At 58.4% G+C, this 19,120-nt stretch carries 25 protein-coding genes; 12 read left to right on the forward strand and 13 right to left on the reverse strand.

The window, feature by feature from the left end:
- The first annotated feature begins 81 nt into the window (after positions 1–81).
- The gene (locus E5K02_RS00645; RefSeq protein ID WP_135391379.1) at positions 82–1,521 is read left to right on the forward strand and encodes a M48 family metalloprotease; all 1,440 of its coding nucleotides are present in this window, start codon (positions 82–84) and stop codon (positions 1,519–1,521) included.
- A 62-nt stretch (positions 1,522–1,583) separates the two neighbouring features.
- Here E5K02_RS00645 and E5K02_RS00650 read toward each other — a convergent pair whose 3' ends face one another.
- From E5K02_RS00650 to E5K02_RS00665, 4 genes are all read right to left on the reverse strand, one after another.
- Positions 1,584–1,958: a hypothetical protein gene (locus E5K02_RS00650; RefSeq protein ID WP_135391380.1), complete on the reverse strand. Its 375-nt coding sequence runs from the start codon at positions 1,956–1,958 to the stop codon at positions 1,584–1,586.
- Between the two features lie 167 nt (positions 1,959–2,125).
- Positions 2,126–2,335 carry a zinc ribbon domain-containing protein YjdM gene (locus tag E5K02_RS00655; RefSeq protein ID WP_135391381.1) on the reverse strand — a complete coding sequence of 70 codons (210 nt, stop codon included), beginning with the start codon at positions 2,333–2,335 and terminating at the stop codon, positions 2,126–2,128.
- A gap of 20 nt (positions 2,336–2,355) precedes the next feature.
- Entirely contained in the window at positions 2,356–3,456 is a 1,101-nt protein-coding gene (gene ychF, locus E5K02_RS00660) for a redox-regulated ATPase YchF (RefSeq protein ID WP_135391382.1), read from the reverse strand.
- A gap of 365 nt (positions 3,457–3,821) precedes the next feature.
- Positions 3,822–4,175, reverse strand: coding sequence for a DUF3276 family protein (locus E5K02_RS00665; RefSeq protein ID WP_135391383.1), 354 nt, complete (start codon positions 4,173–4,175; stop codon positions 3,822–3,824).
- Between the two features lie 271 nt (positions 4,176–4,446).
- Between E5K02_RS00665 and E5K02_RS00670 the strand changes: the two genes are divergently transcribed.
- Genes E5K02_RS00670 through E5K02_RS00680 form a run of 3 tightly spaced genes read left to right on the forward strand, consistent with a single transcriptional unit; the run spans position 4,447 to position 5,872 of the window.
- Positions 4,447–5,364, forward strand: coding sequence for a DUF58 domain-containing protein (locus E5K02_RS00670; protein ID WP_135391384.1), 918 nt, complete (start codon positions 4,447–4,449; stop codon positions 5,362–5,364).
- A gap of 1 nt (position 5,365) precedes the next feature.
- Positions 5,366–5,623, forward strand: coding sequence for a hypothetical protein (locus E5K02_RS00675; protein ID WP_135391385.1), 258 nt, complete (start codon positions 5,366–5,368; stop codon positions 5,621–5,623).
- A gap of 33 nt (positions 5,624–5,656) precedes the next feature.
- Complete coding sequence (locus tag E5K02_RS00680) at positions 5,657–5,872, forward strand: CHASE3 domain-containing protein (RefSeq protein WP_135391386.1); 216 nt, start codon at positions 5,657–5,659, stop codon at positions 5,870–5,872.
- On the opposite strand, the gene E5K02_RS00685 is transcribed toward E5K02_RS00680, so the two are convergent.
- Together E5K02_RS00685 and E5K02_RS00690 are read right to left on the reverse strand one after the other, a co-directional pair.
- Positions 5,873–6,529, reverse strand: a complete 657-nt coding sequence (locus tag E5K02_RS00685) for a DNA-3-methyladenine glycosylase family protein (RefSeq protein WP_240737090.1) — start codon at positions 6,527–6,529, stop codon at positions 5,873–5,875.
- Positions 6,516–7,172 (reverse strand): metallophosphoesterase, encoded by a 657-nt coding sequence (locus E5K02_RS00690; protein ID WP_135391387.1) that lies wholly within the window; start codon positions 7,170–7,172, stop codon positions 6,516–6,518. The genes E5K02_RS00685 and E5K02_RS00690 overlap by 14 nt, the downstream gene beginning before the upstream one ends.
- 208 nt (positions 7,173–7,380) lie before the next feature.
- Here E5K02_RS00690 and nhaA point away from each other — a divergent pair, with 208 nt between their 5' ends.
- Entirely contained in the window at positions 7,381–8,559 is a 1,179-nt protein-coding gene (nhaA, locus tag E5K02_RS00695) for a Na+/H+ antiporter NhaA (protein WP_135391388.1), read from the forward strand.
- A 5-nt stretch (positions 8,560–8,564) separates the two neighbouring features.
- Here nhaA and E5K02_RS00700 read toward each other — a convergent pair whose 3' ends face one another.
- Positions 8,565–9,605: a threonine aldolase family protein gene (locus tag E5K02_RS00700; protein WP_135391389.1), complete on the reverse strand. Its 1,041-nt coding sequence runs from the start codon at positions 9,603–9,605 to the stop codon at positions 8,565–8,567.
- A gap of 117 nt (positions 9,606–9,722) precedes the next feature.
- On the opposite strand from E5K02_RS00700, the gene E5K02_RS25410 reads away from it, so the two are divergent.
- Positions 9,723–9,896: a hypothetical protein gene (locus E5K02_RS25410; protein WP_167856226.1), complete on the forward strand. Its 174-nt coding sequence runs from the start codon at positions 9,723–9,725 to the stop codon at positions 9,894–9,896.
- 452 nt (positions 9,897–10,348) lie between these two features.
- Here E5K02_RS25410 and E5K02_RS00705 read toward each other — a convergent pair whose 3' ends face one another.
- Complete coding sequence (locus E5K02_RS00705) at positions 10,349–10,855, reverse strand: metallophosphoesterase family protein (protein ID WP_135391390.1); 507 nt, start codon at positions 10,853–10,855, stop codon at positions 10,349–10,351.
- Positions 10,856–11,061: 206 nt separating this feature from the next.
- On the opposite strand from E5K02_RS00705, the gene E5K02_RS00710 reads away from it, so the two are divergent.
- Entirely contained in the window at positions 11,062–11,766 is a 705-nt protein-coding gene (locus E5K02_RS00710) for an NUDIX hydrolase (RefSeq protein ID WP_135391391.1), read from the forward strand.
- Between the two features lie 38 nt (positions 11,767–11,804).
- Positions 11,805–12,269 carry a hypothetical protein gene (locus tag E5K02_RS00715; protein ID WP_135391392.1) on the forward strand — a complete coding sequence of 155 codons (465 nt, stop codon included), beginning with the start codon at positions 11,805–11,807 and terminating at the stop codon, positions 12,267–12,269.
- Here the strand turns inward: E5K02_RS00715 and coaD are convergent.
- The 4 genes from coaD to E5K02_RS00735 all read right to left on the reverse strand — a co-directional run bounded on the left by coaD (position 12,266) and on the right by E5K02_RS00735 (position 15,171).
- Positions 12,266–12,745 (reverse strand): pantetheine-phosphate adenylyltransferase, encoded by a 480-nt coding sequence (gene coaD, locus E5K02_RS00720; RefSeq protein ID WP_135391393.1) that lies wholly within the window; start codon positions 12,743–12,745, stop codon positions 12,266–12,268. The two genes, E5K02_RS00715 and coaD, sit on opposite strands and share 4 nt — an antisense overlap.
- 314 nt (positions 12,746–13,059) lie before the next feature.
- Positions 13,060–13,959 carry a DUF3822 family protein gene (locus E5K02_RS00725; protein WP_167856227.1) on the reverse strand — a complete coding sequence of 300 codons (900 nt, stop codon included), beginning with the start codon at positions 13,957–13,959 and terminating at the stop codon, positions 13,060–13,062.
- A gap of 71 nt (positions 13,960–14,030) precedes the next feature.
- Positions 14,031–14,564, reverse strand: coding sequence for an NUDIX domain-containing protein (locus E5K02_RS00730; RefSeq protein WP_135391395.1), 534 nt, complete (start codon positions 14,562–14,564; stop codon positions 14,031–14,033).
- Between the two features lie 19 nt (positions 14,565–14,583).
- The gene (locus tag E5K02_RS00735) at positions 14,584–15,171 is read right to left on the reverse strand and encodes a DUF4126 domain-containing protein (protein WP_135391396.1); all 588 of its coding nucleotides are present in this window, start codon (positions 15,169–15,171) and stop codon (positions 14,584–14,586) included.
- A 92-nt stretch (positions 15,172–15,263) separates the two neighbouring features.
- Between E5K02_RS00735 and E5K02_RS00740 the strand changes: the two genes are divergently transcribed.
- The 4 genes from E5K02_RS00740 to E5K02_RS00755 all read left to right on the forward strand — a co-directional run bounded on the left by E5K02_RS00740 (position 15,264) and on the right by E5K02_RS00755 (position 18,350).
- On the forward strand, positions 15,264–15,701 hold the full coding sequence (locus tag E5K02_RS00740; protein WP_135391397.1) for a PaaI family thioesterase: 438 nt from the start codon (positions 15,264–15,266) through the stop codon (positions 15,699–15,701).
- A 27-nt stretch (positions 15,702–15,728) separates the two neighbouring features.
- On the forward strand, positions 15,729–16,229 hold the full coding sequence (locus E5K02_RS00745) for a hypothetical protein (RefSeq protein ID WP_135391398.1): 501 nt from the start codon (positions 15,729–15,731) through the stop codon (positions 16,227–16,229).
- A gap of 34 nt (positions 16,230–16,263) precedes the next feature.
- The gene (locus E5K02_RS00750) at positions 16,264–17,676 is read left to right on the forward strand and encodes an ATP-dependent DNA helicase (RefSeq protein WP_135391399.1); all 1,413 of its coding nucleotides are present in this window, start codon (positions 16,264–16,266) and stop codon (positions 17,674–17,676) included.
- 128 nt (positions 17,677–17,804) lie between these two features.
- Complete coding sequence (locus E5K02_RS00755) at positions 17,805–18,350, forward strand: DUF1573 domain-containing protein (protein ID WP_135391400.1); 546 nt, start codon at positions 17,805–17,807, stop codon at positions 18,348–18,350.
- 315 nt (positions 18,351–18,665) lie between these two features.
- Here E5K02_RS00755 and E5K02_RS00760 read toward each other — a convergent pair whose 3' ends face one another.
- On the reverse strand, positions 18,666–19,043 hold the full coding sequence (locus tag E5K02_RS00760; RefSeq protein ID WP_135391401.1) for a DUF423 domain-containing protein: 378 nt from the start codon (positions 19,041–19,043) through the stop codon (positions 18,666–18,668).
- Between the last annotated feature and the right edge of the window lie 77 nt (positions 19,044–19,120).

Genomic DNA, 19,120 nt, shown 5'->3' on the forward strand with positions numbered 1-19,120 from the left:
GGCTTGCAACCCTGCCCGCCGGCCGGCCGTTGCAAGCTCATCCTTTCCCATGCTACGCGGCCCCTGCCGCTTCTCTGACCTATGAAATCTTCCCTCTCGCGCGGCCTGACTACCAGCGCCCTATTGCTCTCCTTACTGCCCCTGGGCGGCTCCACCAATCCGGCTCCGGCCGAAAAGCCCCTTACGCTCAACCTGAGTGCCTGGCAGGGCCCCAAGCCCGACCCGGCCGTTATTGCGCAGTTCGGGCTGTATAACAATGCTACCCTGCAGCGGCTGATTGACACCAAAGGCCAGCAGATGAACAAGGTGTCGGACCGTCCCGGCGACTATGGTTTTACCATCGTCGACTCGCCCGTCATCAACGCCTTTGCTACCCCCGATGGCCACGTGTATTTTACCCGGGGCATCATGGCGCACTTTAATAACGAGGCGCAGTTTGCCGGGGTGCTCGGCCACGAGCTGGGCCACATCACAGCCCGCCACGGCCAGAAGCAGCAGAGCCGCTCCACCATTGCCAACATCGGCCTGCTGCTGGGCTCGGTAGTATCGCCGAATCTGGTGGGCCGCTTTGCCCAGCCCTTGTCGCAGGTCGTGGGCCTGGGCCTGCTTAAGTACGGCCGCGACGCGGAGAATGAGGCCGACGTGCTGGGCGTGAAATACTCGACCAAAATCGGCTACGACGCGGCCAACATGGCCGATTTCTTCCAAACCCTGCAGCGTACTGAGGCCCAAAGCGGCGCGGGTGGGGTGCCCACGTTTCTCTCTACTCACCCCAACTCCGCGGACCGCTACACCCGGGTGAAAGGCCTGGCCGCCCAGGCCAAGCAGCAAACCGGCTCGGCTAAGCTGGCCGTGAACCGCGACGGGTACCTGCGTTCCATCGAAGGCCTGCCCTACGGCGAAGACCCGCGTCAGGGCTTCGTGGAAGGCGGCGTGTTTTACCACCCCGACCTGAAGTTCCGCTTTCCCGTTCCCTCCGGCTGGAAAACCCAAAACTCCCCGTCGCAATTCCAGATGGGTGAGCCCAGCGGCAAAGCCCTGATGGCCCTGGTACCGGCTCCCGGCTCCTCGCTCGACGCCGCCGCCGAAGCCCTCGTCAAGCAGCTCAGCTTGCAGAATGCCCAGGCCAGCCGCACCACCATCAACGGCTTCCCCGCCGTAGCCATTCAGGCCGACCAGGTAACCCAGGAGCAGTCGGCCCGCACGTTGAGCTACCTGATTCAGGATGGCCAGAGCATTTATGCCTTTATCGGCCTGTCCTCGCCCTCGACGTTTGCCTCTTACGCCCCGGTCTTCACCCAAGTGGCCCAGGGTTTCAGCCGCCTCACCGACGCGAATAAGCTGAACCGGCAATCAGAGAAAATCCGCATCAAAACGGTGAAAACTGCCACTACACTGGGCGCAGCCCTTACGGCCAACGGTATTCCCTCGTCCCGCCGCGAGGAGCTGGCCATCCTGAACGGCATGCAGCTAACGACCAAAATGCCAGCTGGTACGCTCTATAAGGTGGTGGGCAAGTAAGGATAGCCCTTAATAAATAAGCAGAAAGGGCACTTGGTTTACCAAGTGCCCTTTCTGCTTATTTATTCCTGCAAAATTATTTTCCTCGCTCTTGTTATTCGATAGTATCCCGGATGCATCTGGTTCACAACAATTGTTCTTGCGACGCGCATAGGCTCAATAGTATCCATTGTAGTAACGGATCCATCTCCATCATCTTCAAGGGTAAGTTCAGCAGGACATAAATACCACCGATAATTTCTGTGGTCCTGCACATAAAATGAGTCAGCAGAACTTGGCCAGGAAACATTCATTAAAGAAAATTCAAGCCTTCCAGGAAAAACACGGTAGGCTCGGTGCGACCGTATTGCCGCAATATTTTCACTGAACAAGCCCTTGTCGTTTATTTTGCAAGGAATAAAGAAGTCAAAACTTGTGTCGTTGCGAGCATTGCTCATGACCAGTAGGCCTGTCTCTTGAATTGTCTTGGGCCTTTGTTGACAACCACTTAAAAGGCTAGCGGCTAAGGGTATGAGCAGCCTTATTTGCATTGACTTTAATTCAAGTAAAACGCCCCGACTGAATATCGGCCGGGGCGTTGAAGTTATAAGTAAGCCAGCTTAAACTAAGCCTTCTTCAGAAACTCAGTTTTAAGCACCATCGTGGAGCCGCCCGCGCGGCCCTCGATTTCGGCCGGGCTGTTGGTCAGGCGAATGTTCTTCACCATCGTGCCGCGCTTGAGCGTGAGCGACGAGCCTTTCACTTTCAGATCCTTAATCAGCGTCACTGAGTCGCCCTCGTTGAGTAGGTTGCCGTTGCTGTCTTTTACGTCCATGCTTGGTTATTCGTCAACGATTACACGTTGAAGCGGAAGTGCATGATGTCGCCGTCCTGCACCACGTAGTCCTTGCCTTCCACAGCCATTTTGCCGGCTTCCTTGATTTTTACCTCAGTCTTGTACTCCTGGTAATCGGCCAGCTTAATCACCTCGGCCCGGATAAAGCCTTTCTCGAAGTCGGAGTGGATAACGCCGGCCGCCTGCGGCGCCTTGTCGCCACGATGAATCGTCCAGGCCCGTACTTCCTGCACGCCGGCGGTGAAGTAGGTAATCAGGTTCAGCAGCTCGTAGGAAGCCCGGATCAGCTTGTTCAGGCCCGACTCGGTGAGGCCGTACTCGGCCAGGAACATTTCCTTTTCCTCGGGGTCCTCCATGTCGGCAATCTGCTCCTCAATGGCCGCCGATACGAGTACTACCTGGGCGCCTTCAGCTTGCACATGCTCGCGCAGGGCAGCTACGTGCTTGTTGCCGTCGGTCTTGATGCTGGCTTCGTCCACGTTGGCCACGTAAATCACGGGCTTGATGGTGAGCAGCTGCAAATCGGCTACGGCCTCCAGCTCTACTTCGTCGGCCTGCACGGCGCGGGCGTTCTGCCCGGCTTCCAGAGCCGCCTTAAAGCGCTGCAGCACGGCCACTTCCTTTTTGGCTGCTGCGTCGCCGGCCTTGGCCGAGCGCTCCGACTTCTGCAGCTTCTTGTCGATGCTTTCCAGGTCCTTCAACTGCAGCTCGGTGTCGATAACGTCCTTGTCGAACACGGGGTCGACGCCGCCGGCGACGTGCACGATGTTGGGGTCGTCGAAGCAGCGTACCACGTGGATGATGGCGTCGACTTCGCGAATGTTGGCCAGGAATTTATTGCCCAAGCCTTCGCCCTTGGAAGCACCCTTTACCAGGCCGGCAATGTCCACAAACTCAATAATCGTGGGCAGCACGCGCTTGGGGTTTACCAGGGCTTCCAGAATCTGGAGACGCTCGTCGGGCACGGTAATCACGCCCACGTTGGGCTCGATGGTGCAGAAAGGATAGTTGGCCGATTCGGCCTTGGCGTTCGAAAGGGCGTTGAACAGCGTGGACTTACCCACGTTCGGCAAACCGACGATTCCGCAGCGGAGACCCATATGGTGAAATTGTGAAGTTGTGAAATGGTGAATCAGCACCTGTTGGCGTAATTCGAGGGGCAAAGGTACGGCTGTTTTTCAAGGAATCCTTGGCGTAACCCGGCGTAGACTAGCCCCGTCTGCCTCTATCGGTCATCCTGTGCCTGCGAAGGCCCCTATTACGCTGGAACGAGTCGTTATTTCGACTATCGTGCTTCCGTGATAAGGTCCTTCGCTTTGCGGACGTCAGATCAAGGATGGCAGATGAAAAAATGACCGCAGTGCAACAAAAAACGGCGCGCTTCGACCCGAGAGTCAAAGCGCGCCGCGCGAAGGTTCTGACGTACTGAAAAGAGAGTAAAGCAGTGTTTCGCTAAGCTTCGGGGCTAGTAGTTGTCGTCGGAGCGGTTGGGGTTGAAGCCGTTGTCGCCTTCGTAGTTGTCGTAGGCGGGGCGGGGACGGTCCAGCTCGGCTACTTCCTCTTCGGTCAGCAGTTCCTCGCGCACATAATCCACGGCGTCCTGCAGGGCATCGACAAACTTGGCAAAGTCTTCTTTGTAGAGGAAGATTTTGTGTTTCTCGTAGGAAAACGTGTCATCATCCCGCAGCTTGCGCTTGCTTTCGGTGATGGTGAGGTAATAGTCCTGACCGCGCGTTGCTTTTACATCGAAAAAGTACGTGCGTTTGCCAGCTTTAATGCGTTGGGAGTAGATTTCTTCCTGATCGTGACGGTCTTCCACGGTGCCTTCAAATAGGTTGATTTATTCCAAGATGATTGAATTGCAACCCAAAGTAAAGTGTTCCAGCCGTATATAAAAATATTGAGGTCAACTTTTTTCCACAAAATGCCGGGTATCTTTGTTTAAGGGCGTCCTGCGTTTAGGAGCGGGTTTCTAGGACGGGGAGAAGAAAAAGTTGAGCAAATGCTTAAATCTGGATTATATCTAGCAAAGCCTATGTTGACCGTTGCCCCTCGTCGTCCCTTGTCTTCACCACTTTATTTCCTTACCCATGGCCCAACCGCTTGATCTGGCCGCTGTCCGCTCGTTCGAGAACCTGGAGTTTCTGGCCCGCCAGCTCGTGGAAGGCTTTATCACCGGGTTGCACCAGTCGCCCTACCACGGCTTTTCGGTGGAATTTTCGGAGCATCGTCTCTATAACCCCGGCGAAAGCACCCGCCACATCGACTGGAAAGTGCTGGCCCGCACGGATAAGCTGTTTGTGAAGCGCTACGAGGAGGAAACCAACCTGCGCTGCCACATCCTGCTCGACGTGAGCCCGAGCATGTACTATCCGGCCCCCAGCCACGACAAGCTCCGCTTTGCCGTGCTTTGTACTGCTGCCCTAACGACGCTGTTGCAGAAGCAGCGCGACGCGGTGGGCCTGGTCACGTTTGCCGACCAGATTGAACTGCAAACGCCCGTGCGCTCTACCTCGTCTCACCGCCATACCCTGCTGCTGACGCTCCAGCAGCTACTGGAGCGGCCGCCCGCCCCACGCCGGGCCACCGACGTGTCGGGGGTGATTCACCAGATTGCCCAGCAGATTCCCAAACGCTCGTTGGTGGTGCTTTTCTCCGACATGCTGGGCCGCAACCCCGAGGAGCAAACCGCCAGCCTGGCCGCCCTGCAGCACCTGCGCCACGCCCAGCACGAGGTGTTGCTATTCCACATCATGGACCGCGCCACCGAGTCGGAGTTTGCCTTTGCCGAGCGGCCCTACTTGTTCGAAGACGTCGAAACCGGGGAGCAGATCAAGCTGCAGCCGGCCCAGGTGCGCGAGCAGTACCGGGCCGCCATGCAGCAGTACGAGCAGGAGCTGGCCCTGCGCTGCGGGCAGTACCGCATCGACTTCGTGCCGGTCGATATTCGGGAGCCGTTCGACAAGGTGCTCTATGCCTACTTGGTGAAGCGGGGCAAAGTCCGGTAGTATGGCACTCTGGTATTGCCGCGTCTGCGGTCTGGATTACGACTATTCGCCCTGGGGGCCGAATGACGACGAACCCGATTATAGCATCTGCGAGTGTTGCGGCGCGCAGTTTGGCATTGACGACTACACTGTGTCGGGCGCGCAAGCCTACCGCCGCCAGTGGCTCAGTACCGGCTCTTCCTGGTTTTACCCCAAGTTGCAGCCCGCCGACTGGCAGTTGGAGGAACAATTGGCCTATGTGCCGGAAAAGTACCGCTAGGGACTTTATAGTACCCGTTAAAAACTTCTGATTTTGATAGATTACCTCTTTGCACTTCTGTTTCTGTGCTTTCCTTCGGCCCTGATAACGGCCTACATTGCCCACATGAACAACCGCTCCTTGTGGCGCTGGCTGTTGTTTGGTTTCTGCGTGCCCTTCGTGGCAATTTTTGTGGCCATGATTGTGACCTACTACGACCAGAAGCGGGCCGCGGCCGACAAATCGGACTCCGAACCAGACCGGCGCTGATTAGTCCTCCGGCGTGTTGTCCAACGACTGCCACAGGTACTTACTGGCCAGCGTGCGGTAGGGGCGCCAGGGCTCGGCAAGCTCGGTCATGCGGCGCAGCAGGGCCCGGCCGGTTTCCTGCAGGCCGTAGTGCTTGCGCATGGCATTCTGAATCCCCAAATCTCCTTCGGGAAATACGTCGGGCTGGTCGAGGGCAAACATTTGCAGCATCTGCGCCGTCCAGCGGCCCACGCCTTTGATCTGCGTCAGGTGCTGGGTAAAGGCTTCGGGGTCGAGCTGGCTGAGTTGGGCGTGGTCGAGCTGACCTTGCTGGGCAAAGTCGGCAATGGCGCGCAGGTAGCCGGCCTTTTGGCGCGAAATACCCGCCGCCCGCAGTTCTTCATCGGAGAGTTGCAGCAACACGGCTGGCTCGGGGTAGCCGTCGGGCAGAAATAGGGCCTGTACTTTCTTCCAGATGGCGGCCGCCGCCTTGGTGGAAATCTGCTGGCTCACGATGGCCCGCAGCAAGGCCAGATACAAGTCCTCGTGGGGGCGGGGCTCAATGGGGCGGCCCCGGGCAATAAGGCCAGCCAGCACGGTATCGGCCTGGGTTAAGTGGTCCAGGGCTTGCGCCGGCGAATAGGCTGGCAGGGCGGAGTTCAGCTTAGGTTCGGTCACTGTCGATGGGATGAGTAGGCACGGAAATTACGTGGAACACGTCCCCGTCTGGTCGAATTTTCACCCCGGTCAGGGCCCGGCCATACACGGCGCCGGTATCAATGTTGAGCACGTGGTGAATCGGGTCGAAGTCGGGGCGGCCAGAAGTAGGCGTGTGGCCGATAATCTGCAGCTTGCCAATGTTGCGCAGCAGTCCGCGCCGCCACAAGATTCCGTCCGGGTTGTCTTCGTTCAGCGGGTCGGGCGTATCGGCCAGGCCCGCGTGGCTGACAAAGACGTGGTCATTTTCCCAGAACAAGGGTCGTTGCAGTAGCCAGGGCAAATGGCTGGCCAGTAACTCCTGGTGGAGGCTGTATTGCGCCAGCGTGTGGCGGCCGCCCCACTGCAGCCAGTTGGGATAAGGACCCTGCGGACCGTAGTGGCGCGTCATGCCCATTTCGTGGTTGCCTTTCAGAAAAACCGTTTGCTGCGGGTGTTTTTCGCTCAGGCTCATGGCCAGCCCCACCGTATCGGGGGCAAAGTTGCCCCGGTCCATTAGGTCGCCGACCTGAATCAGGAGCTCCTGCTCGGGCTGCCAGTGCTGAATCAGCTCCAGAAACGTGTGGTAGCAGCCGTGCACATCACCAATTACAAACAGATTCATAGGGTAGACCGGGAGCTGACGGACGACAGAAGCCACGGGGCTGGGCCGCCACGGGGCAAAGATGCTAGTAAGTTCTTAGTTGTAAGTTTACGCCGAAGGTTATTTCCCCGCTGCGCAGGCAGAAGAGGCCATAACAGGGGCAAAAGCCAGCCGGCTCCCGTAGAATTCCCGGGTTGATTCCGTTACCCGCCACGCTAAATTCGCTCTAATGCCGCTACGCAAAATACTGGTGCCTATCCGGGAGCTTTCGGAAAGTGGGAAGCTTTCGGGTTTGCTGCTGCTCGTAGCAACGCTGCTGTCCATGCTGGTTAGCAATTCTGGCTGGGCCAGTCACTACCGGCATTTTTGGGAAACGTCGTTGGGCTGGGGGCCCTTGGTCAAGACCACAGCTCACTGGGTGGATGACGGCCTGATGGTGGTATTTTTCTTTTCCGTAGGCCTGGAAATCAAGCGGGAAGTGCTCTACGGGGAATTGACGGATTTTCGCCAGGCCCTGCTGCCGATTCTGGCCGCGGCCGGTGGAGTGGCCGTACCGGCCGGACTTTACCTGCTCTTCAACGCCGGTACGGCCACTAGCCAGGGTTGGGCCGTGCCTACGGCCACCGACATTGCCTTTTCGCTGGGCATCCTCTCGTTGCTGGGCGAAAAAGTGCCCCCCAGCCTGCGCATCTTCCTCACGGCCCTGGCTATTATCGACGATCTGATAGCCGTAGTTATCATTGCCCTGTTTTACACGGCCGAGCTGCAGACCACGTATTTGCTGGCTGCTGGGGCCATCCTGGCGGTGTTAGCAGGGCTCAACCGGTTAAGAGTGAGCTGGCTGCCCTTATACTTTCTGTTGGGTATTGGCCTGTGGTTTTTCGTGCTCAAATCCGGGGTGCACGCCACTATTGCCGGCGTACTACTGGCCCTGACCATTCCCACCGATGCCATTGAGCGGTTGGAAGCTTCCCTGCACAAACCCATTAGCTACCTGATTCTGCCCATTTTTGCCCTGGCCAACACGGCCATCGTCATATCCGCCGAGTCGGTCGGCCAGTTGCTTAGTCCGCTTGGTCTGGGTATTGGCCTGGGGTTGCTGCTGGGCAAGCCGCTCGGGATTTTCGGGGCCACCTGGCTGGCCGTCAAAGCCGGAATTTCTGCGTTGCCGGAGCGTGTAACGTGGTTTAAACTGCTGGGCCTGGGCTTTACGGCCGGTATTGGCTTTACCATGGCCATCTTCATTGCCAATCTGTCGTTCACAGACCCCAACCGGATTGACCTGGCCAAGATTGCCGTCATAACGGGCTCCTTGCTGGCGGCTTTGGTCGGGATGCTGGTGCTGCACCTGGCCGACAAGGCCGACGACAGCCCCGCTGCCGCCGACCTTGTTATTGAGCCGGAATAGCCTGCCTAGGCGGGCACGCTCAGCTCCTGCAGAGTAGTTTTTACCCGCTCAATCATCGTGTCGTCCACGTCGAGGTGGGTCACGAAGCGAATCATCTGGGGGCCAAATGACGAGGCCCGAATTCCTTGCTGCTCGAGCTGAGCCAGGAAAGCATCCGCCGGCATCTCGTCGCGGAGGCGGAAAATAGCCAGGTTCGTTTCGATAGGCAGGACTTCGGCCACGTAGGGCTGGGCCGCCAATACGGCGCCCAGCTCCTGAGCCCGGCGGTGGTCATCGGCCAGGCGCTCCACATTGTGTTCTAGCGCGTAGAGGCCCGCGGCGGCCAGAATACCGGCTTGGCGCATGCCCCCGCCCATCACCTTGCGGATACGGCGGCACTTGTGGATAAAGGCTTTGCTGCCCAGCAGCACCGAGCCTACCGGCGTGCCCAGGCCTTTGGACAAACACACCGAAATCGAGTCGAAATACTGGCCATAGTCTTCGGCTTTCTGCCCGGTAGCTACCAGGGCGTTAAAAATTCGGGCCCCATCGAGGTGCAAGGCCAGGCCGCGGCGCTTCGCCACTTCGGCGATGCTGGCAAGGGCTTCCATCGAGTAGCAGCTGCCCCCGCCCCGGTTGCTGGTATTTTCCAGGCAGATCAGGTTGGAAGTGGGGTAGTGCACGTTGTTGGCGGGCCGGATGGCCGCTTCCACCTGCGCGGCCGTTACCCGGCCCCGGTCGCCGGGCAGCAGGGCCATCGAGGCCCCCGAGTGAAAGGCAATGCCGCCCACTTCCCACAAATACACGTGGGCCGTTTGCTCGCAGATAACTTCCGACAGCGGCTCGGTGTGGGCCTTGATGGCAATCTGGTTGGTCATGGTGCCGGAGGGGCAAAACAAGCCCGCCTCGAGGCCAAAGCGGGCCGCCGAAACCTCCTCCAGTTCGCGCACGGTGGGATCTTCCTCGTACACGTCGTCGCCGGTAGGGGCGTGGAGCATGGCCTGCAGCATGGCCGCTGACGGGCGCGTAACGGTGTCGGAGCGTAAATCGATAATGGGTTCAGACATGGGCTAGGGGCAAAGTGAAGGCGAAGAAGAACAGGAAGAAGTAATACACTGTTTCCCGATTCAAAAATAAGACTTACTTTTGCCCCTCCTTTACAAAAAGACTTAACCGACCCGGATATGAGCGTCACCCGACTGAAGCGTAAGCACCGCAAGAACATTGCGCGCGCCAATAACAAGCAGCGCATCATCAAGCAATTGCTGCTGACCCCCGTTCTGAAGAACGTGGACCTGGATGAACTGAAGTCCCGCTTCAACGGCGGCACCACTTCGACCACCACTACTGAAGCATAAGTGCTTGGCATCGTAAAGATGCCAACCGCCCGTAAGCCACACCGGTGAGCAGGCAGAAATTCCAGGTCGGAAAGCGCCCGTACAGCGGCCCGCTCTCCGCGTCGGTGTGTTTCAAGTAGACCTACAACAAGCGCCTTTCTCCGCGGAGAAAGGCGCTTGTTGCGTTTGTGCTAGCATCGTTTTTGTTGCGGGGCAGAGGCCGCCTTCCTCTTAGCAGCCCGCTTTGTCGTGCCCCCGCGAAGAGGCACGAGGAAGACATCCGTACTCCGAAAGGTGCTGAGCCTATTAATGTGAAAAGCCCTAACGTCTACTCAGGCGTTAGGGCTTTTGGGTAAAAGGACGTTGGTGGCTAACAGCGGACGGATGGCCGCGCTTTGCTCGCCATGACACGAAAACGCAGGCTGGTGCTGGCCCCGCGGTATCACGTGCCCTTGGCCGGTACCCGAGTCGGCTTACCGCACGGCGGCGCGCAACCCCAGTTCAATAGCTTGCAGGTCCTGCACTTTGCCATCGGCTACTGCAAAGCGCAGCATCGTCCGGACTTTATGAAAGCCGTGCATGCCGGCTGCGCCCGGGTTTAGGTGCAAAAGGCCTAGCTTGGGGTCGGGCATTACTTTCAGAATGTGGGAATGGCCGGAAATAAACAGGCCGGGCCGCTCCTGCGCCACCAAGGAGCGGGCGGCGGGCGAATAGTGACCGGGGTAGCCACCGATGTGGGTCATGAGCACGTGCAGACCCTCAATCTCAAAATTTTGCACGAGGGGCTGGGTCTGGCGCACGTCGCGGCCGTCGATGTTGCCGTACACCCCCCGCAGCGGCGCCACGGTCTCGAGGGCCTCAATTACGGCGGCGGTGCCAAAGTCGCCCGCGTGCCAGATTTCGTCACATCCTTGCAGGTGGTGCAGGATGCGCTCATCCCAGTAGCTGTGGGTGTCCGAAAGTAAACCGATTTTTCTCATTGCTGCGTAAAAGTAGAGCTAGTCTGAAGCTTACGATAAATCCTGGTTTTGGAAATACACCGTTGGGCTACAGCCCGGCAACAGAACCGGCTGCATCCCGTATCTTGCCCAGCTTTACCCGATTTCCGTTTGCCGATTTTTATGCTGTGTTTTGCAATGGACCTCGGCGCCACTTCCTCATTTTCTGCCCCTCTGATTACCCTGCGATGAACGTATTCATCAACGATATTCCGCTGATCATCAAAAAGAACAGCGAGAAAATATACAAGCACCGCTACGATTTGATTCTGAACGCGGAGGATGAGTTCAGCTCCAAAGATCTGATCGGCGACGTGCTCGTACGCGACGTGACCGACCCCTTCATCGACCGGATTCTGCGGCTGATGGAGGTCAAGAAGCTCAAGAAGCTTAAGTCGCTCACGCTGCTGGCCCGCAAGAAGAAGCGGCTGATTCTGCACCTGAAAGACCAGTTCCGCATTGTGAAAGCGGCCGGCGGCCTGGTCGTGAAGGACGGCATGGTGCTGATGATTTACCGCCTCGGCAAGTGGGATTTGCCCAAAGGCAAGCTCAAAAAGGATGAAGACCCCGGCCTGGGCGCGTTGCGCGAAGTCGAGGAGGAGTGCAATATCAAAGTGGAAATGGGCGAAGAGTTGCCCAGCACCTGGCACTCGTATGCCTACAACGGCAACAAAATCCTGAAAAAGACGAACTGGTATATCATGAGCTGTTCGGACGATTCCTTGATGAAGCCCCAGGCCGAGGAATATATCGAAGAAGTTCGGTGGATGACCCCACAGGAGGCTTTAGCCGTACTAGACGAAGCCTACGCTTCTATTGCCCTGGTTGTGCGCCATTATCTGGGCGAAACCTCGGGTACGGAGTCGGCCAAGGAATCAGCCAAAGAAAAATAACCCACCTCACCGCCCCGCTTATGCGCCCATGTAGCTACTTGTCTTTCGCATTGTTATTAGGTGGCGCAGCCGCCTGCACCGGCAGCCAGAATGCTTCCGAAAACAGCGGTCCGAAAACGGAGCAGGGCACGGCGGCCAACCCAAGCCAGCTGGATTTGCCTTCCCTGGCAGGTAAAAATATCGACCAGGTACGCCGGGCACTGGGCACGCCACTGGAAAGCAAGGACGAGCCCATTGGCCTGGAGCCTACCGCCGAGCAGATGAAGAGCACCAAGGGCGCCGACTGGATCAATACGTTCGAGAAAAATGGCTCCACCATCGTGGTGACTTTCAACGCCAAGTCGCGCAAGGTGCTGGACATGGTGCTGATCGGCTCAGATGAGGACGAGCTGATGCGCCGTGGCAACCTGGTCATGACTGCGCCCGAGTACATCGTACTGCCCGTGCCCGACCCGAAACGCCCGCAGGCTATTTCGGGCGTCCGGATGGTGTCGCGGCGCTAGGAGCCAGTGGGAGTCGGGTAAGCCGGTAACGGAAAGGGCACAAAGTCATCGACGTTGCCCCCAAAGCGGTGAATTTCCCGGATAATGGTGCTGCTAATGGCGGCCAAAGCGGGGGACGTAATTAAAAACACGGTTTCCAGCTCGGGATTCACGTGGCGGTTGGCCTGGGCAATGGTGTTTTCGTACTCGAAGTCCGTGGTGTTGCGTAAACCGCGAAGCAGAAATTTGGCGCCCACTTCCCGGGCAAAATCAGCCGTCAGGCCCTTGTAGGCCTGCACCGACACCTGCGGCTCGCCGGCAAATACGTCCTCAATCAGGCCTACCATCTGCTCGACGGGCAGGTAGCGCGACTTGCTGCTGTTGTTGCCGATGGCAATGATGACTTCATCAAAGAGCGTAGCCCCGCGGCGCACTACGTCGAGGTGGCCGTTGGTAAAGGGGTCGAAAGAGCCGGGAAAGAGGGCAATGCGCTTCATGCGTCGCAGAAATGGTGATACACTGCTGCGAAGATGGGAAAACCTTCCGTTACTGAGCTCAAGTGCAGTGGTAAGAACGTGCCTTGCGCTGGGCGGGCTGAACTCCTTGTTGCTTTGTGCTTGCGAGAAACGCGAAGAACTTCGCCCTCAGAAAGGAGCCAAGTGCTTACTGAGAAAAGCCCTTCATCAGTGGTTTGATAAAGGGCTTTCTGGGTAAAGAACAGGTCGTACTGCGCAGAGGAAGGATGGCCACGCTTCGCTCGCCATGACCGAAAAAAGATTCGGCAGCGTATTCGTAGTACGGACCTTGTACCCTACTGGCACAGATGCAGGCTGTAGAGCTCGAAGTAGCGGTACTCGAACACGTCGTTGAGCCGGTAGCTGTAGGCCAGGTCGAAGGGGCGGTTGCCGAAGCGGATATTACGAATGTATTTGCGCAGGATGGTAAACAGCTCGGAATCGTGCATCAGGTCGCCCCACACCACTACCGTATCCTGGTCGGGGTTGAGCTGTAGCTCCTGCATTACCAGAATCGTAAAGTAGATCAGGTCCTCGGCGGTGCTGAAGGCAAACACGTTGCAGAACTCGAGGTGCTTGTCGCGCACGGCCACGATGGTGACTTCTTGGTGACCCAGGCTCAGGTACAGGCGGCGCGGCGCCGCCACCTCACTCTGGTGAACAATGCCTTCCAGCAGGGCGCTGGTTTGGTGCAGCATCTTGCCCGTAGGATACGTGCGGTGAAACCACTGGGCCAGGGCCTTTTCAGTAGCGAATACACTGGCTATTTCCAGGCTGGTGTGCACGTAGCGGTCTACTGTTTCGTAATCGGGGTCGACGGAATGGTGCAGGCGCAGGTAGGCCGCCTCGTCGCCGGCCCGGAACAGCGGGGCGGGTAGCAGCGTGAAATGACGGTTCTGCACGGCCAGCCGCACCTGGTTCCAGGTGGTCTGGCCCAGTAAGTCGTGCTCCTGGGCCAAGGCCTGAAACTGTTCGGCCCACGAAGCCTGACTGTTAAACGCGTAATCTTCCAAGGCCACAAACTTGTTGCGCCGCATGTCGGCCACACCTACCCGCAGGCCGTTGGCCCCGGCCGTCAGGTACAGGTTGCAGCTGGCTGGCGACGTTGTTTCCAGCGTTTCATCGCGCAAAGACTGCAAGGCAACGGGCGGAGCGGGAAGAGGCAAGGTGGCAGCTGAGGAAGCGTTGGAAGACACGGCGGAGCAAGCAAAAAAGAGCAATCAGGCCGTTAAAGGTACGAAAGGACCGCAAACCGCCCGATGCGTTGTTACAAGCTGCTGCTGGGCTGCTGGAACAGAATATGGGGAATAAACACGTCGTCGGGGCTGATGACGTGGCGCATAATGGGGTGCACCTGCGTGGGCAGCAACTCGCCCAGTTGCCGGGGCGTGAGAAAGGCCAACTCGGTCAGGAGTTGCGTGTCGGGGCTGTGCTCGGGGTCGGAGCCTAGACTAGGTGTGGCTTTTTCGTTGAGCAGCTTTACTTCGAAGAATAGCTCCAAGGCCTGCAACGAGTCGCTTTTAAACTCGTGCAGGTGCAGAAAACGGCCTACGGTGACTTCCAGCCCAGTTTCTTCGCGGTACTCGCGGCGCAGGCACTCCTGAATGGTTTCTCCGAACTGCCAGCCCCCACCCGGCGGCGACCAGAAAGGCGCGTTGCCGGCCAGTAGCCCCCGGTGGGCCGTCAGCAGCATCGCCCCCTGGTGAATCAGCATGCCGCAGACCCGCACCCGCACCTGACCAGTGTAGGCTTGCAGCAACGAATCAGAAACCGTATCGGGGGCAGCGGAGGAGGTTGACATAGAAGACGGATGTAGGAAATTAGGAATTAGGAGTAGGCGCAGAACGACGGAAAATCAGCCGCCAAAACCGCCCCCCAAGGTAAAGCAACAGTACAATGACCAGTCCGGCCATAATCAGCGGCAGAAACAAGCCTAGTGCAGAACCAGCGACGGCCAGAATGTTTTCCAGCGTTGCCAAAATCGGGTTGCCAAAACCGGCCGTGGTAGCGGTAGAACCCGCCCGCAGCAGCGCCGTGCCCGACTGCACCATGCCCGCCGTGCCCCCGCCCACCAGAATGCCCAAGCCCCAGCGCACCATAGGGTCGAGGTGGGGCAGGGCCGACGTCATGAGCAGGGTACCGGCTATAAACGAGGCCGGAGTCGTAATCGTATCCAGAAAGTTGTCAATAACGGGCACGTAATAAGCCAGCATTTCGGCCAGGGTAGCCGTAGCCAGCACCCCCAGCGCCGGCCAGGTGCCCAGCCACTCGAAGCCCGGCGAGGGGGCCATAAAGCCCGTAAGATAGGCTAGGTTGGCCGCCAGCAGGGGCACAAATATGCGAAAGCCGCTGCAAGCGGCCAGGGCCAACCCCAGTCCGCCAGCTACCAGATAGTCGAGTGTTGTCATAACGTGTCAGGGCAACGGGAAAAAGCTGTGCCGGGAAGATACGTAAGCCAGCGGATTGCGGCTGCCGCCCGCCCCGTGCGTACCTTTGGGCAATGAGTACTTCTGTGCACCCTGATCTGAACGTCGAAACCCTCGAAGTTCGCATTCGCCGCAAGCTGGAACGCCAGCATTTTATGCACCTGATCGGTGCCGACCTCACGAGCGTTGAACCGGGCCGGGTGGTATTCGAGCTAACGCTGGAGCAGCGCCACCTCCAGAATCTGGGCTTTGCCCACGGGGGCCTGGTGGCTACCATGGCCGATCTGGCCGCCGGCTTTGCCGCCGTAACCCTGGTGCCCGACGGCACGGGCGTCGTCACGGCCGAGCTGAAAACGACCTACCTGCGCCCCGGCACCGGCCGCACGCTGCGGGCCGTGGGCTGGGTGCTCAAGCCGGGCCGCCGCCTGCATTTCTGCGAGGCCGAGGTGTGGTGCGACGAAGTGCTGGTAGCCAAAGCCTCGGCCACGATGGCTGTAGTAGAGCCGCAGTAAACAGGTGCAGTTGGAGGTCCCTTATCAATGGGCAAGTATCTATTCCTGCCATTCGCATTTTTACTAACCAGCTGCCAGCAGGAGAAGCCCGCCCAGTCGGGGCCGGAAACGGTAGTGGCCGTGCCACCGCCGGTGGCCAACGATGACCAGGTGCTGGCCTATATCGACAGCCTGCAGCTGGCCGTGACCCAGCACCAGTCGCGGGCCGCCCTGCTGAAGCTCGACTCGATGGCCTGCATCAGCGACGGCTACATCACGGAAGCAGTGGATGCGGCCGCGGCTACTATCTGGGACCAGCAGTTTACCTTGCTGCTCGACTACCTCTACCAGCACCCCAAGTCCTTGCTCAGGCCCCAGCTGATCTGGGGCCTGAGCGCCCGCCTGTGCACTGAAGAAGACCGGGCGCAGGCCCTGGCCCGTTTTACAGAAACCAGCCTCGATAGTGCGCGCCGCACGGGACTTTCTAGCGCCGAAATGGTGTTCTTGCAGCAGATTTTGAGCGAGGTCAATCCGGCCCTGCTCGATTAAACGGCCTTCGTGGCCCGCCTATTTTTCTTTTCCTATGCTTTCTGTTCGCACTCCATCTGTCCGCGACTTTTTTGCCTTCGACCCCACCCAGGACCAGGCCACGCTGTTTTATAAGCTGGATGAGTTTCTGAAAGACGACCTGCCGGGCCGCAAGGTGTTCGTGCTGCGCGGTTACGCCGGTACGGGTAAAACCACCGTGGTCAGTGCCCTGGTGCAGTGGCTGCACCGCATGCAGCGCAAGTACACTCTGATGGCCCCCACCGGCCGCGCCGCCAAGGTGATGAGTGCCTACTCGGGCGTGGGCGCCAGCACAATTCACAAAAAAATCTACCGGCAGACGTCCAGCACGCCTTCCGACAGCCTGTCCTTTCAGCGCCAGCCCAACCGCACCACCGACACGCTCTACATTGTCGACGAAGCCTCCATGATTTCGGATGAAAAGTCGTTTGGTGAAAACGGTCTGCTCGACGATTTGATGGGCTACGTGTTCGAGAAACCTTCCAACAAGCTCCTGCTCATCGGCGACACGGCCCAGCTACCGCCCGTGGGGCAGATGTTGTCGCCGGCCCTCGACCCGGAATTGCTGATGCACCGGTTCCGGGCCAAGGTCGATGGCGTGGAGCTGCGCCAGGTGATGCGGCAAGCCGAGGAGTCGGGTATTCTGATGAACGCCACGGCCCTGCGCGAGGAGCTCCGTCAGGAAACGCCCAGCATTCAGTTTTATACCAAAGGCTACCCTGATATTTTTCCCGTGGGCGGCGACAAACTGGAGGACGGTTTGCGCTGGGCGTACAAGAACTTCGGCCACGAAAACACGACCATCATCTGCCGCTCGAACAAAAACGCCAACCTCTACAACCAGATGATCCGGCGCACCCTGTTCGACGCCGAGGAGGAAATCGAGGCCGGCGACTACCTCATGGTGGTGCGCAACAACTACTTCTGGCTGCCCAAGGATTCGGAAATGGGCTTTCTGGCCAACGGCGACTTTGTGCAGGTAACCAAAATCGTGCGCCGGCAGGAAGAATTCGGGTTTCGCTTTGCCGATGCCCGCATCCGCTTTGTTGACTACCCCGACGAAGAGGAGCAGGAAATCAAGCTGCTGCTCGACACGCTGCACACCGAAAGTCCGGCCCTGCCCGCCGACCGTAGCAATGCCCTCTACCAAGCCATTTCTGAGGATTACGCCCACCTGACCACCAAGAAGGACAAGAGTGCCGCCTTGCGTAAAGACCCGTTTTTGAACGCTTTACAGGTGAAATTTGCTTACGCCTTAACCTGCCACAAAGCCCAGGGTGGCCAGTGGCAGGCCGTCTTCGTCGACCACGGCTTTCTCAAGGAGGATATGATACACGCCGAGTTTACGCGCTGGCTCTACACAGCCGTCACGCGGGCGTCCGACCGGCTGTTTCTGTTGAATTTCAACTCGAAACTGCTGGCTCAGTAAACTCTGGTGCTGGCCGCCTGGTTACCGGTAGGCAATTCCCGGCCACCGGGCATAAAACTGGCAGGATAGTTGGCCCGCACCTCGAAATTCTTAAATTTGTTTACCTCAACTTACTAACGAAATTACCCATGAAAAAGGCACTCATTCTGGCTTTGTCGCTTTCGCTGACGGGCTTGGCCGCTCAGGCGCAGTCGGCCGCAGTAAAGCCCGCCAATGCGCAGGAGAAAGTAGCTGGTCCCCAGATTCAGTTTGAAGAAGTGAAGTACGACTTCGGCTCCATCAAGCAGGGCGACGTGGTCGACCACACGTTCAAGTTCAAGAACGTTGGTACCCAGCCCCTGGTGATTTCCAACATCGGCGTAAGCTGCGGCTGCACCACCCCCGACTGGACCAAGGACCCCATCATGCCCGGTAAGAGCGGTATCATCTCCGCCAAATTCAACAGCGCCGGCAAGATGGGCATGCAAAACAAAGTGCTGACCATTGAGTCGAACTCGGCCGGGGGCAACGCTATGGTATCGTTGGTGGGCGAAGTAAAAGATGCCGCCTCGGCTAATGCCGCGCCTACCATGAGCGCCGAGTCGAAAACCAACGGCATCATGGATGAGAAAGATGCCAAGCAGAAGTCGAAGATTGGCGAGAACAAGATTAAAGCCAAGCGCAAGTCTTCGTAAGCAGACTGTATAGCAACAAAAAAGGCGTCTCGCAGCTGCGAGACGCCTTTTTTGTTTTGGCTTGCCGCAGTGAAAGAAGTACGGCTAGCCGCCCGCGGCGCAGGAAGCTCTTTTCTCCACGTCATGGCGAGACGCAGCCATCCGTCCGCTGAACTGTGCGGCGCCTTCTGCTGTGAAAAGCCCTAATGCCTGAGCAGACGGTAGGGCTTGCTGGTAAAAGACCGTGCCTACCTCCGCAGAGGACGGATGGATTCGGCGGCGCCTGGCAAGGGTACGGGTTTGGGGGCCCCCGACGATTCAGAAACTGCTATGTAGTTATACCTGCCGGGCGGCCAGGAGCAGGCTGATCCAGCCGGCAATGAGCAGCAGGCCGCCGATGGGAGCTACGGCGCCCAGTTTGGTGATGCCGGTGAAGCACAGCGTGTAGAGCGAGCCGCTGAAGATGAGCACGCCGCCCAGCCAGAGCCAGGCCGTGGTGCCCAGGCTTTTCAAATCGGGGCGGAAGGCCAGCAGAATGCCCACGGCCAGCAAGGCCAGGGTGTGGTAGAACTGGTAGCGCACGGCGGTTTCGAAGGTATCGAAGCGGCCGGAAGCTTCCAGCATCTTGCGCAAGCCGTGGGCTCCGAAGGCCCCGATGGCTACGCCGGAGCCGCCCAGCAGCGCCGCAATTTGTATGATTAAACGAGCAGTCATATTTGGTTAGTGGTGGGTGGTCGTTTGTTGCTACTAGGGAAGCTGCTTATGACGAGTTGCCTCAAGATGCAGCCGTG

Source organism: Hymenobacter metallicola, assembly GCF_004745645.1.
GTDB classification, from domain to species: Bacteria; Bacteroidota; Bacteroidia; order Cytophagales; family Hymenobacteraceae; genus Hymenobacter; species Hymenobacter metallicola.

Bases quoted from the DNA above. Each gene is read 5' to 3' on its own strand.
- E5K02_RS00645 (WP_135391379.1), top strand. From the start codon at position 82: ATGAAATCTTCCCTCTCGCGCGGCCTGACTACCAGCGCCCTATTGCTC.
- E5K02_RS00650 (WP_135391380.1), bottom strand. From the start codon at position 1,958: ATGAGCAATGCTCGCAACGACACAAGTTTTGACTTCTTTATTCCTTGC.
- E5K02_RS00655 (WP_135391381.1), bottom strand. From the start codon at position 2,335: ATGGACGTAAAAGACAGCAACGGCAACCTACTCAACGAGGGCGACTCA.
- ychF (WP_135391382.1), bottom strand. From the start codon at position 3,456: ATGGGTCTCCGCTGCGGAATCGTCGGTTTGCCGAACGTGGGTAAGTCC.
- E5K02_RS00670 (WP_135391384.1), top strand. From the start codon at position 4,447: ATGGCCCAACCGCTTGATCTGGCCGCTGTCCGCTCGTTCGAGAACCTG.
- E5K02_RS00675 (WP_135391385.1), top strand. From the start codon at position 5,366: ATGGCACTCTGGTATTGCCGCGTCTGCGGTCTGGATTACGACTATTCG.
- E5K02_RS00690 (WP_135391387.1), bottom strand. From the start codon at position 7,172: ATGAATCTGTTTGTAATTGGTGATGTGCACGGCTGCTACCACACGTTT.
- nhaA (WP_135391388.1), top strand. From the start codon at position 7,381: ATGCCGCTACGCAAAATACTGGTGCCTATCCGGGAGCTTTCGGAAAGT.
- E5K02_RS00700 (WP_135391389.1), bottom strand. From the start codon at position 9,605: ATGTCTGAACCCATTATCGATTTACGCTCCGACACCGTTACGCGCCCG.
- E5K02_RS25410 (WP_167856226.1), top strand. From the start codon at position 9,723: ATGAGCGTCACCCGACTGAAGCGTAAGCACCGCAAGAACATTGCGCGC.
- E5K02_RS00705 (WP_135391390.1), bottom strand. From the start codon at position 10,855: ATGAGAAAAATCGGTTTACTTTCGGACACCCACAGCTACTGGGATGAG.
- E5K02_RS00710 (WP_135391391.1), top strand. From the start codon at position 11,062: ATGAACGTATTCATCAACGATATTCCGCTGATCATCAAAAAGAACAGC.
- coaD (WP_135391393.1), bottom strand. From the start codon at position 12,745: ATGAAGCGCATTGCCCTCTTTCCCGGCTCTTTCGACCCCTTTACCAAC.
- E5K02_RS00730 (WP_135391395.1), bottom strand. From the start codon at position 14,564: ATGTCAACCTCCTCCGCTGCCCCCGATACGGTTTCTGATTCGTTGCTG.
- E5K02_RS00735 (WP_135391396.1), bottom strand. From the start codon at position 15,171: ATGACAACACTCGACTATCTGGTAGCTGGCGGACTGGGGTTGGCCCTG.
- E5K02_RS00740 (WP_135391397.1), top strand. From the start codon at position 15,264: ATGAGTACTTCTGTGCACCCTGATCTGAACGTCGAAACCCTCGAAGTT.
- E5K02_RS00745 (WP_135391398.1), top strand. From the start codon at position 15,729: ATGGGCAAGTATCTATTCCTGCCATTCGCATTTTTACTAACCAGCTGC.
- E5K02_RS00750 (WP_135391399.1), top strand. From the start codon at position 16,264: ATGCTTTCTGTTCGCACTCCATCTGTCCGCGACTTTTTTGCCTTCGAC.
- E5K02_RS00755 (WP_135391400.1), top strand. From the start codon at position 17,805: ATGAAAAAGGCACTCATTCTGGCTTTGTCGCTTTCGCTGACGGGCTTG.
- E5K02_RS00760 (WP_135391401.1), bottom strand. From the start codon at position 19,043: ATGACTGCTCGTTTAATCATACAAATTGCGGCGCTGCTGGGCGGCTCC.